Annotated in this window: 10 protein-coding genes; all 10 read right to left on the bottom strand. The window is 69.5% G+C overall.

Features of this window, described 5'->3' with window-relative positions:
- Entirely contained in the window at positions 1-1,482 is a 1,482-nt protein-coding gene (locus tag ACWPOB_RS19760) for an aldehyde dehydrogenase family protein (RefSeq protein ID WP_100055536.1), read from the bottom strand.
- Positions 1,479-1,799: an AtuA-related protein gene (locus tag ACWPOB_RS19755; protein WP_006941630.1), complete on the bottom strand. Its 321-nt coding sequence runs from the start codon at positions 1,797-1,799 to the stop codon at positions 1,479-1,481. Before ACWPOB_RS19755 ends, ACWPOB_RS19760 begins: the two co-directional genes overlap by 4 nt.
- Positions 1,796-3,118: an acyclic terpene utilization AtuA family protein gene (locus ACWPOB_RS19750; protein WP_100055535.1), complete on the bottom strand. Its 1,323-nt coding sequence runs from the start codon at positions 3,116-3,118 to the stop codon at positions 1,796-1,798. Before ACWPOB_RS19750 ends, ACWPOB_RS19755 begins: the two co-directional genes overlap by 4 nt.
- 127 nt (positions 3,119-3,245) lie before the next feature.
- Entirely contained in the window at positions 3,246-4,457 is a 1,212-nt protein-coding gene (locus ACWPOB_RS19745) for a CaiB/BaiF CoA transferase family protein (RefSeq protein WP_100055534.1), read from the bottom strand.
- A 73-nt stretch (positions 4,458-4,530) separates the two neighbouring features.
- On the bottom strand, positions 4,531-6,012 hold the full coding sequence (locus tag ACWPOB_RS19740; protein ID WP_100055533.1) for an aldehyde dehydrogenase family protein: 1,482 nt from the start codon (positions 6,010-6,012) through the stop codon (positions 4,531-4,533).
- A 1-nt stretch (position 6,013) separates the two neighbouring features.
- The gene (locus tag ACWPOB_RS19735; protein WP_029546556.1) at positions 6,014-6,481 is read right to left on the bottom strand and encodes a MaoC family dehydratase; all 468 of its coding nucleotides are present in this window, start codon (positions 6,479-6,481) and stop codon (positions 6,014-6,016) included.
- Complete coding sequence (locus ACWPOB_RS19730; protein ID WP_100055532.1) at positions 6,481-7,371, bottom strand: HpcH/HpaI aldolase/citrate lyase family protein; 891 nt, start codon at positions 7,369-7,371, stop codon at positions 6,481-6,483. Before ACWPOB_RS19730 ends, ACWPOB_RS19735 begins: the two co-directional genes overlap by 1 nt.
- A gap of 9 nt (positions 7,372-7,380) precedes the next feature.
- On the bottom strand, positions 7,381-8,547 hold the full coding sequence (locus ACWPOB_RS19725) for an acyl-CoA dehydrogenase family protein (RefSeq protein ID WP_006941637.1): 1,167 nt from the start codon (positions 8,545-8,547) through the stop codon (positions 7,381-7,383).
- A gap of 21 nt (positions 8,548-8,568) precedes the next feature.
- Positions 8,569-10,239: an AMP-binding protein gene (locus tag ACWPOB_RS19720; RefSeq protein ID WP_455401846.1), complete on the bottom strand. Its 1,671-nt coding sequence runs from the start codon at positions 10,237-10,239 to the stop codon at positions 8,569-8,571.
- Positions 10,239-11,264: an LLM class flavin-dependent oxidoreductase gene (locus ACWPOB_RS19715; protein WP_006941639.1), complete on the bottom strand. Its 1,026-nt coding sequence runs from the start codon at positions 11,262-11,264 to the stop codon at positions 10,239-10,241. Before ACWPOB_RS19715 ends, ACWPOB_RS19720 begins: the two co-directional genes overlap by 1 nt.
- Between the last annotated feature and the right edge of the window lie 17 nt (positions 11,265-11,281).

Below are 11,281 nucleotides of genomic sequence, written 5' to 3'. Positions count from 1 at the left end.
TCACGACGGAACCTGCCAGTTCAGGTGCTTGATCCGGAAGAACTCGGCGAACCCGTCCTCGCCCATCTCGACGCCGGTGCCGCTACGCTTCGATCCGCCCCACGGCACGTCGGCCCGCATGGGGCCGCCACCGTTGATCGCGACGGTGCCGGTGTCGAGGCGCTGAGCAACGGCCACCGCCTCGGCGTGGTCGCCGAAGAGGCTCGCGTTGAGTCCGTACGGGGAGTCGTTCGCGACGGCGACCGCCTCGTCGACGTCCCGGTACGGCAGGACCACCGCGACGGGGGCGAACAGTTCCTCCCGGCAGATCTCGGCGGAGTTGTCCACGCCCGTCACCAGGGTCGGCGGCAGGAACCAGCCCTTGCCCACCGGCCGCTCGCCGGCGACCGCGATCCGGCCGCCGGCGGCGACGGCGCGGTCGAGATAGCCGCGCACGCGCGCGAGGTGCTCGGCGGAGATCAGCGGCCCCACTTCGGTGCGCTCGTCGAACGGGTCGCCGGTCGGCACGTTCTCCTCGATGAATCCCGCCGCCAGATCGAGGAATTCGTCGACGCGATCGTGGGGCACGAGGATCCGGGTGGTGGCGCCGCAGCCCTGTCCGGCATTGCGGCAGAACCGCAGGATCGACGGTCCCACGGCGGTGGACGGGTCCGCCGACGGGAGAAGAATGTTGGGGGACTTGCCGCCGAGTTCGAGCACGACCTTCTTGTGGGTGGCCGCGGCCTGTGCCATCACGGCCGCGCCGACGGCGGAGGATCCGGTGAAGCTCACCATGTCCACGCCGGGGTGGGAGCTGAGCAGTTCGCCCACGGCCGGTCCGCCCGGCACGAGATTCAGCACGCCGGGCGGCAATCCGGCCTCGTCGGCGAGGTGCATGAAGGCCAGCGCGGACAACGTGCCCCGCGGCGAGGGCAGCAGGACCACGCTGCAGCCGGCGGCGAGCGCGGGCGCCACCTTCCACGAGATCATGTTCAGCGGGTAGTTGTACGGCACGATCGCCGAGACCACGCCGATCGGCTCGCGCAGCAGGAGGCTCTCGGACGACACCGCGCCGCGGATGCCGGGCAGCCGCTCCTGGTAACCGCCGCGGGGACCGCGCAGCGCCGCGTCGGCGAACCACCGGAAGTTGATCGCCGGCTGCGCCACCTGCAGGGTGCGGGCCAGACCGACGGGTGATCCGACCTCCCGCACGACCAGTTCGGTGAGTTGCCCGGCGTGCTCGTCGATCAGGTCCGCCAGCCGCCGCAGGACCTTGGCGCGCTGGTCCGGGGAGGCGGCGCGCCATTCCCCGGCGTCGAAGCTGCGGCGGGCGGCCGTGATCGCGCGTTCGGTCTGCTCCCGATCAGCGGCGGTCCACCGTGCGAGCGCCTCCTCGGTGGCGGGATCGATCGAGTCGAACGCCTCGCCGCGCCCGGTCTCCCAGCTGCCGCCGACGTGCACGGACGGGCCGTGCGCCGCCCGGGCGAGCAGGTCGTGGATCATCGCCTCTCCTCGCGTCCCGGAACGTCGATGTCGAGAATCAGGGACTGGTAGGACTTTCCGTGCGGGTCCACCCGCAGGGACTTGGAGACCCCGCCCGCGAGCGCACGGGTGAGGACGAAGTTCAGGCAGCAGTTCACCGGGATCTCGTAGCGGGTCACCTCGCCTTCGACGAGGTTCCCGAACGCCTCGGCGACGATGTCCTCGGTCAGCACCGACCGGAGCCAGTCGTAGTCGGCGTCGTCGTGCGGGAACACGCAGATGTTGCTGGTGTCGCCCTTGTCGCCGGAGCGGCTGTACGCGACGTCACGAAGTTTCATGCGGTGGTCACCTCCACGGACAGGGGTACCTCGCTGCGGGGCAGCAGGGCGGGCGTCACGACGATGGCGGGGACGACCGAGGTGACCACGCCACCTCCACCTGCGGGACCGAAGTACAGGTATTCGACCTCGTAGGCGGCGGCCTTGGCGACGTCGGGATCGAGGGCCCGTGCCGCGAGCCGCAGCCGCACCTCCGCCGGCTCGCCGCCGGCGATCCGGTCGCCGAAGAGGGTGTCGACGCCGTGCAGTTCGATCCGCAGTTCGTCGATCTGCGCCCGGATCGGTTCGAGGCGCCGGCGCACGATCTCCTCGGCGCGACGGGCGCGGTCGACGCAGCCCGGTCCGCCGTAGGAGATCTCGGCGACGGCCTTGTATCCGAGGTCGACGCCGACGAGCACCTTGAGGGTGTCGGGCCGGGCGGATCCGCGGGCGCCGGACAGGCGTACCCGGTCGGGCCCGACCTGTTCGATCCGCACGCCGCTGAAGTCCGCGGTCACGTCGGGGGTGAGATAGCGCGCGGGATCGTGGATCTCGTAGTAGAGCTGGGTGCGGGTGGTGCGCAGGTCGACGGCCCCGCCGGTGCCGTCGAGCTTGGTGACGATCAGCTCGTCGTCGTCGATCTCGGCCAGGGGGAAGCTCAGGTTGTGCGGGTCGGGGACGACCCGGTACGGCGGGTCCTCGAAGTTGCCGCCGGTGCTGTGGACGCCGCACTCGAGCAGGTGCCCGGCGAGGGTCGCGGTGCCGACGCGGTCCCAGTCGTCGAGCGACCATCCCAGCTCGTGGCAGATCGGCCCGACGAACAGGGACGGGTCGGCGATCCGGCCGCCGAGCACGATCTGGGCGTCCTGCCGCAGGCAGTCGACGATCGGGTCGGCTCCGATGTAGGCGTTGGCGGAGACGATCCGGTCGGCGAGCGCGCGCGTGGTGGTGCCGAGTTCGGGGAGCGCGACGTCGGCGGCCGTGACGGCGTCCCGCACGTCGTCGCCGCGGATGATGCCGATCCGGGTCCCCCCAAGCCCCAGAGTGCGCAGATTGACGGCGAATTCGGCCGCCGCGGCGTCGGGATTGGCGGCACCGAAGTTGCCGACGACGCGCCCTCCCGATGCGAGGAAGCGGCGCAGGATCGGCACCAGGGCGGAGATTCGTTCGTCCTGGCCGGTCGACGGATCGCGCAGGCGGCGGATCTGGGCCAGCGCCATCGTGCGTTCGGCCAGGCAGTCGAAGCCCATGTACCGGACCCGGCCGCTGTCGGCCATGGCGGCCGCTGTCTCGAGCCGGTCGTTGGCGTAGGCCGAACCCGAGCCGATACTCAGCTGCATTGGTACCTCGTCTCGTTGCGTGCGTCGGCGAATCCGGAGCGCGCGGGACACCGGAATCCGCGCACGCCGTGCCGTGGGCGGATTCCGGTTCACCGCATCGATTTTCGGACTGCGGCCCGTGCGACTCTCAGGACTTGCCGATCACGCCCGCCTCGGCGAGCGCCGCGAGCTGGTCCCCGCTCAGCCCCAGCCGGTCCGAGAGCACCTCGGCGGTGTGCTCGCCGATGGTGGGCACACCGTCGTAGCTGGGACCGTCGTAGCTGCCGAGGTGCAGCACCGGCCCCGGCATCAGCACACCCTTCATGATCTCGTTGCCCGTGATCTCGACGAGGGTGCGCTCCTGGAAGTGCGGGTCGGCGACGACGTCCGCGGCATCGTTCACCGGTGCGCTGACGACCTCGAACTTCTCCAGGGTCTCGAGCACGCTCGCCCGCGGCATCGAGCCGACCCATTCCTTCACCATCGCCTGCACCTCGTCGTTGTGCTCGAGACGCGCGGCGTTGGTGGCGTAGCGGGGATCCTCGATGATCTCGGGCCGCCCCATCGCGGCGAACAGCCGCTTGGCGATGCCCTGGTTGGACGCCGCGATGGACAGGAAGCGCCCGTCCTGGGCCTCGTAGATGCCCCGTGGCGAGGCCGCGCCGGTGGCGTTGCCGATGCGCTGCTGGATCTCGCCGAGCGCGGTGTAGCGCAGGAACATGTCACCGATGATGAACATCAGCGGCTCGTACAGCGCGACGTCGACGACGTCGCCCTGCCCCGTCCGCTCCCGCTTGTACAACGACATCGCGACGCCCATCGCGGCGGACAGCCCGGCGATGGAATCGGCGAACCCGAACGGCGGGGAGGTCGGCGGCGAGTCCGGCCAGCCGTTGACGTGCGCGAAACCGCTGGCCGTCTCGGCGACGGTGCCGAATCCCGGCAGGCTGCGATTGGGTCCGGTCTGCCCGAACCCGGACACCCGGGCCAGCACGAGCCCCGGGTTGTCCGCGCTCAGCACGTCGTAGCCCAGGCCCCACTCCTCGAGCCGGCCGGGACGGAACGACTCGACGACGACGTCGACCTCGGCCGCGAGCCGGCGCACCAGGTCGCGGCCTTCCGGCGAACGCAGGTCGATGCCGAGGGACTTCTTCCCGGCGTTGAGACGGGAGAAGCCCAGCGACAACCCCTCCTTCTGCGGAACCCATTGGCGTGCGAAGTCTCCGGTCGTCGGGTCCTCGACCTTGACCACCTCGGCGCCGAAGTCGCGGAGCATGCGCCCCGCGGTGGGGGCGGCATACATGGTGCCGAGCTCGAGCACCTTGACTCCCGCGAGCGGACCCGCAGCGGATGCGTTCATCGTCGTCTCTCCTAGCCTTGTCGTCCGGTTCGGCCCTGCCGAATGCGATGTTGCCGAATACCTTGCCGGCGAATCAGATCCGCCACTGGATGTGCTTGACCTCGAGGTACTCGCGCATCCCCCACTCACCGAGTTCGCGGCCGACTCCCGAGCGCCCGTAGCCGCCGAAGGGCGCGTCCGGCCGCATGGCACCGCCGCCGTTGATCCACACCGTTCCGGCGCGGATCTTCTCCGCGACGCGGCGCGCCTCGACCGGGTCGTCGCACCACACGTTCGCGGCGAGACCGAAGGGGGTGTCGTTGGCGAGGCGGATGGCCTCCTCGGTGTCCTTGAACGGCAGGATCACCGCGACGGGACCGAAGATCTCTTCCTGCACCGCGCGCGCGTTGGGCGGAAGGTTGCCGAGCAGAACCGGATTGACGAACCAGCCCTTCTCGGGCAGTGGCTTGGTCACCTCGAGCAGCTTCTTGCCGCCCTCGGCTGCCGCGCCGTCGATGAAGCCCTGCACGCGGCCCTGGTGGTCGGGCCGGATCATCGGGCCGATGTTCGTCGCACGGTCCCACGGGTCGCCGACGACCATCTGGTCGAACGCCGACGCGCCGGCCTCGAGGAACTCGTCGTAGACCGAGTCGTGCACCAGCAGCCGGGCGAGGGCGGCGCAGCCCTGACCGCCGTTGCGGGACCAGCGCAGGTGCATCTCGACGGCGATCTTCTGCACGTCCACGCCGGGCAGCACAATGTTCGGCGACTTGCCGCCGAGCTCGAGGGTCACGCCGGCCAGGTTCGCCGCGGCCTGCTCCATGATCTTCGCGCCCACACCGTCGGAACCGGTGAAGGACACCCGGTCCACGTCGGGATGCGAGGACAGCCGCTGCCCGACGTCCGCGCCGCCGATGACGACGTTCATCACGCCCGGCGGCAGACCCGCCTCGCGGATGAGATCGCCCAGGAAAAGGGTGGTCAGCGGGGTGCGCGGGGACGGGAGCAGCACCACGGTGCAGCCGGCCGCGAGCGCGGCGCCGAACTTGAAGATCGCCAGGTTCAGCGGGTAGTTGTACCCGGTGATCGCCGCGACGACGCCCACCGGCTCGTACACGACGTCGCTCATCGTCGGCACCGGCTTGTCGTACTCGCCGAGATGGACGGTGCGGTCGGTCTTCGCGGCCTCGGCGGCCCACCGCAGGTGCTCGTCGACGGCCATCTTGACCTGCAGGTACTCGGCGAGCGCGACCGGCGTGCCGACCTCGTTGACGATCGAGGGCAGCAGCCGGTCGGCGGCCTTCTCGAGCACGTCGGCGAAGCGGTGGATGTGGCGGGAGCGCTCCTCGCCGCTCAGGGCGGACCACGCCGGGAAGGCGGCGCGGGCGGCGGCGACGGCGGCATCGACCTGGTCGGTGGAGGCGCCGCCGACGGTGGCGATGACCTCCTCGGTGGCCGGGTTGTAGACGTCCCACGTCTCACCGGCGGGCTCGACCTCCCGGTCGCCGATCAGCAGGGTCCGGGTTTCGGGAACCCAGTCCTTCAACGGGAATTCGGTTTCGGGCGCTGCAGTCATCTCAGGCACCTTCCTCGGTGGTGGGGCGCTTGGCCATCAGGCCGACGCGCTCGAGCAGGCAGACGAGTTCGTCGCGCTGGTTGAAGCCGCGGTGTTCGAACCACACGATGCCGCTGTCGGTGCGGCTCTCGGATTCCCGCTTCTTCAGGATGGTGGTCTCCGCGCGCAGGGTGTCGCCGTGGAAGACCGGATTCGGGAACTTGACCTTGTCGTAGCCGAGGTTCCCGAGCGTGGTCCCCATGGTCAGCTCGGGAACGTGGAACGCACCGATGAGCGCGACGGTGAACAGGCTGTTGACCACCCGCTGCTTGTGGATCGTCGTCTTGCAGAACTCCTCGTCGAGGTGCAGCGGCTGAATGTTCATCGTCAGCGAGGTGAACAGCACGTTGTCCATCTCGGTGACGGTGCGGGTCATCGAGTGCTTGTAGTGCTTCCCGACCTCGAACTCCTCGAAGTACAGACCGCGCATCACCGTTCACCTCTCCGTAGGATCGCCTCGGCTCGTTCGAGCCATTGAATTGCCTTGTCGTAGTGGGCCTTGTCGATGTGCAGGCCGCGATACCGCAGCGCGCCGACGCCCTCCGCCTCCGCCTTCTCGTAGGCTTCGGCGAGTCCGCGGTAGAACTCCAGGTCCTGCTCCGACGGGCTGAACACGTCGTTGACGGTGGCCACGTGGGAGGGGTGGATCGCAATCATCCCGCGGAACCCGAGCTGCCGGCCTCGCACCGCGAAGTCGCGAAGCCCGTCCAGGTTCTCGAGATCCTCCCACAGGCCGGTCAGGGCGTGGATGCCGGCCTCCCGGCAGGCGAGCAGCACCCGGCTGCGCAGGTAGAGGGTTTCCTGCCCCTCGGGGGTCCACTCGTAGCCGACCTCGCGGGCGATGTCGGCGTGCTCGGCCGACGGGCCGATCATGGCGCCGACGCGCGGCGACGCCGTGGCCACCTCGAGACAGTTGTGGATGGCCTTCACCGTCTCGACGGGCACGATGTACTCGAGCCCCGCCACCCCGTTGCGCAATTCGAAGTGGTCGAGCAGCGCGTCGTAGCGCAGGACGTCGGTGGCCTGCTCGATCTTCGGGGCGAAGATGCCGGTCAGGCCCGGCACCACGACCGCCTCGAGGTCGGCCCCGGTCAGCCGGGTGGCGAGGGGGTTGACGCGCACGAACAGCCCGACGTCCCGGTTGGACTCGCGCACCCGCGCGATGGACTCGGCGACGGTCGCGCGGGCGGCCGCCTTCTCCGCCGCCGGCACGGAGTCCTCGAGGTCGAGCACGACGCAGTCGGCGCCGGCCGCGACGGCCTTGTCCACCCACTGCGGGCGGTGCCCCGGGACGAACAGGATCGAACGATACGGCTGCACGTCGTCCTCCTAGTAGCTTCGCGGCAGGCCCAGCACGTGCTCGGCCGTGTAGTTGAGGACCATCTCCTGGCTGATCGGCGCGATCCGCATGAGCCGCGCCTCCCGGAAGTACCGCTCGACGTGGAACTCCTTGCCGTAGCCGAAGCCGCCGTGGGTCTGCAGGGCGACGTCGGCGGCGTAGAAGCCGGCCTCGGCGCACAGGAACTTCGCCGCGTTCGCCTCCCGTCCGCACGGCAGGCCCTGGTCGACCATCCACGTCGCCTTGTCCAGGACCGCCTCGGCGGCGTCGAGGCGGATGCGGGCCTCGGCGAGCTGGAACGCGATGCCCTGGTTCTTCCCGATGGGACGGCCGAAGACCTCGCGTTGCTTGGCGTAGTCGACGCCGCGACGCAACGCCGCCTCACCGATGCCGAGGGCGGCGTTCGCCGAGATGACGCGTTCGGCGTTGAGGCCGCCGAGGATGGTGCGGAAGCCGTGCCCGACCTCACCGACGACGTCCTCGTCCGCGACGAACAGCTCGTCGATGAACAGCTCGTTGGTGTCGACGGCGTTGCGGCCCATCTTGGGGATCGGCCGGATCTGCACCTTGCTGCGGTCCATCTCCGCGAACATCAGCGTCATGCCGGCGGTGCGCTTGGCGTTCTCGTCGCGGGGGCTGGTGCGGCACAGCAGGAGCATGCGCTCGGCCTCCTGCGCCTTGGTGATCCACACCTTCTTGCCGGACACCAGCCAGCCGCCGTCGACCTTCTTGGCGAAGGTGCGGATGTTGGTGGTGTCCGTGCCGGCGTCCGGCTCGGTGACGGCGAACGAGGTGTGCAGCTCGCCGGTGACGACGCGCGGCAGGTACTTGCGCTTCATCTCCTCGGAACCGTGGTGGATGATCGGCTCGAATCCGAAGATGCCGATGTGCACCGCGCTGCACCCGCCCATGCCGGCGCCGGACGCGGCGATCTCCCGCTCGACGATCGCGGCCTCGGTGACGCCGAGGCCGCCGCCGCCGTACTCCTCGGGGACGGTGAGACCCATCCAGCCGCCCTCGGCCATGGCGTTGTAGAACTCCCACGGGAACTCGTGGGACTCGTCGTGCTCGGCCCAGTACTCGTCGGGGAACCGCTTGCACAGATCGTGGATCCCCCGCCGGATCTCCTCGTGGGTCTCGTTCTTGCTGTAGTCCATCTCGGTTGCCTTTCCCGGCCGTCAGACCGCGGGGACCGCGGTGCGGTCGGCGTCGGAGACCGCGGTGCGGTCGTAGGTGTCGGGGGTGATGCCCTCTTCGCGCAGGACCGCCTTGCGGACCTTCTCCGACGGTGTCTTGGGCAGTGCGCCGACGAATCGAAGGTAGCGCGGGATCGCGAAGGCCGGAATCCGGCCGTCGCACCAGGCCAGGATCTCCTCCGGACCGACGTCGCCGGTGCCGACCACGGTCGCGAGCACCTCGTCCTCGCCGCCCTCGACGTCGGCGGGGACACCGATCACCGCGCATTCGACGACGGCCGGGTGCCCGAGCACCGCCTGCTCGATCTCGTAGGAGCTGATGTTCTCGCCGCGACGGCGCAGCGCGTCCTTGTACCGGTCGACGAAGTAGAACCAGCCGTCCTTGTCCTTCTTGAGGGCGTCGCCGGTGTGGAACCACAGGTTGCGCCACGCCTCGAGCGTCTTCTCCGGCATGTTGTAGTACCCCATGCTGCACGTCCACGGCTGCACCGGACGCACGACCAGCTCGCCGACCTCGCCGACCTCGACCTCGCGGTCCGTCTCCGGGTCGACCAGCCGGATGTCGAACCACTCGGAGGCCGCGAGCCCCGCGGCACCGGCCGGCCGGGGCACCCCGTAGGGCGCGACGATCGGCGCGCAGGTCTCCGTCAGCCCGAACGCGTCGACGAAGGCCTCGATGCCGTAGCGCTTCTTGAAGTCCTCGACGATGGAGCTGGCCGTCGGCGCCGCGTACACGCAGCGCAGGCGGTTGTCGAGGTCGTTCTCGCGCGGCGGCTGCTTCCACGCGAAGTCCATCATGACCCCGACGAAGTTGGTGACGGTGACGTCGTCGTCGCGCACGTGGTCGATCCAGCGGCTCGCGCTGAACTTCGAGCGCACCACGGCCCGCGCCCCGGCCACCAGGGCGGGGTAGACCGCCATGAACTGGGCGTTGCCGTGGAACAGCGGCGTGGTGGTGAGGTAGGTGTCCTCGCGGGTGAGCCGCGTGAAGCACACCACCTCCTGCGCGAAGAAGTACAGCTGCGAGTTCGGCATCGCCACGCCCTTGGACGGGCCGGTGGTCCCGGAGGTGAAGAAGATCGCGCCGAGGTCCTGGGGCCGTGCCTGCGGCAGCTCCTGCACCTCGCCCGCCTCCAGCGTCTCCCACGCCTCGGCGTCCCAGCCGTTGGCGCGCAGCAGTTCGAGTGCCAGGTCGCGGTTTCCGGCGCCCGAGTCGACCACCCAGAACTTCTCGATGCCACGCGCATGCTCGGCGATCGCCACGAACCGCTCGGCGTAGGTGTCGTCGATCACCGCCCACCGCGGCTCGACGGTCACCACCTGGTGGCGGAGGAACTCGCCCTCGTAGTTGGTGTTGATCGGCACCTCGACGAGTGCGCCGACCGCCGTGCCGAACCAGGAGCGCACGAGCTGGGACGAGTTCTGCGCCATGATGATCACCCGGTCACCCTGGTGCGCGCCGGCCCGGTACCAGGAGCTCGCGATCCGTTCGGCGGAGGAGAGCATCTCGGCGTAGGTGAAGCGCCGATTCTCCTCCGGCGTGACGAGGAACTCCGAATCCGGCTGGGACGCAGCGTACGTGCGCAGCACGTGGCCCAGCGTCCAGTCCTCCGGGTCGGTGAAGGTCGGTTTCAGATCGGTGTAGGTCTGCATCAGGACAACTCCCGGTTTGCGGGGATCGCGGTGATCGACGGAACGATTTCCTTGCCGAGCCGGGAGATGGCGGCGATGGTCTCGTCCGCGTCCATCGTCGGCCACTGCGGACGCATCAGCAGCGGGTCGACCGGCATGGTGGTCACCAGGTCGGTCAGCTGGGCGACGACCTGCTCGGGATCGCCGACGACGGCGTGACTCGACACTGCCTTGGCGAACTCGTTCTCGAGGTCGGTGCCCTTCATGACGTCCAGGCCCTTGTTCGCGTAGGTGAGGTAGCGGCCCTGCGCCACGCGGGCGTACTCCTGCATCGCCTGCTCGCGGGTGTCGGCGACCAGCACGTTGCGGCGCAGCGGCTGCGGGCCGAATTCCTTGCCCCGCTCGGCGAAGAGATCCCGCACGACCCGGAAGCGTTCGAGCACTTCTTCTTTCGGGGTCTCCGGCGGCGTCGCGTACGCGTCACCGTACTTGCCGGCGCGGCGGACACCGCCCATCGCGTGCGCGCCGATCCAGATCGGCGGATGCGGATCCTGCACCGGGAACAGGTGCGGCTTGACGCCCTCGAGCTGGAAGTACTTGCCGTGGAAGGTGACCTCTTCCTCCGTCCACAGCTTCTTCATGATCTGCAGCGACTCGTCGAACCGTCCGGCCCGCTGCTTGAACGGAATACCGAGGTAGTCGAACTCCTCGGGTCGATAGCCCAGGCCGGCACCGAAGATCAGCCGCCCCTCGGTGACCACGTCGAGCGTGGCGATCTCCTCGGCCAGCATCACGGGGTGATACAGCGGCGCGATCATGATCTGGGTGACGAGCTTGATGTGCGGCTCGACGTGCGCGGCGAGGCGCGCGAGCAGCGGCACGGGCTGCAGCCACCGCAGTTCCCCGTAGAGGAAGTGCTGGCCGATCGCGATGTAGGTGAAGCCGTTCTCCTGCGCCGCGTCGACGATGCGCAGTACGTCCTTGAACTGCTGTGCGGGGCTCACCGACTTCGGAACGTCGCTGAGCAGCAATCCGACCTGAACCATGGTCTTGTCCCTCCCGG

The organism is Rhodococcus sp. 2H158, from assembly GCF_053764755.1.
The sequence above is the reverse complement of the archived record's forward strand: the minus strand, read 5'-3'. Positions and strand labels throughout refer to the sequence as shown.

Excerpts from the sequence above, each read along its gene's own strand:
- ACWPOB_RS19760 (WP_100055536.1), bottom strand. The coding sequence starts at position 1,482 with ATGATCCACGACCTGCTCGCCCGGGCGGCGCACGGCCCGTCCGTGCAC.
- ACWPOB_RS19755 (WP_006941630.1), bottom strand. The coding sequence starts at position 1,799 with ATGAAACTTCGTGACGTCGCGTACAGCCGCTCCGGCGACAAGGGCGAC.
- ACWPOB_RS19735 (WP_029546556.1), bottom strand. The coding sequence starts at position 6,481 with ATGCGCGGTCTGTACTTCGAGGAGTTCGAGGTCGGGAAGCACTACAAG.
- ACWPOB_RS19720 (WP_455401846.1), bottom strand. The coding sequence starts at position 10,239 with ATGCAGACCTACACCGATCTGAAACCGACCTTCACCGACCCGGAGGAC.
- ACWPOB_RS19750 (WP_100055535.1), bottom strand. The coding sequence starts at position 3,118 with ATGCAGCTGAGTATCGGCTCGGGTTCGGCCTACGCCAACGACCGGCTC.
- ACWPOB_RS19715 (WP_006941639.1), bottom strand. The coding sequence starts at position 11,264 with ATGGTTCAGGTCGGATTGCTGCTCAGCGACGTTCCGAAGTCGGTGAGC.
- ACWPOB_RS19745 (WP_100055534.1), bottom strand. The coding sequence starts at position 4,457 with ATGAACGCATCCGCTGCGGGTCCGCTCGCGGGAGTCAAGGTGCTCGAG.
- ACWPOB_RS19725 (WP_006941637.1), bottom strand. The coding sequence starts at position 8,547 with ATGGACTACAGCAAGAACGAGACCCACGAGGAGATCCGGCGGGGGATC.
- ACWPOB_RS19740 (WP_100055533.1), bottom strand. The coding sequence starts at position 6,012 with ATGACTGCAGCGCCCGAAACCGAATTCCCGTTGAAGGACTGGGTTCCC.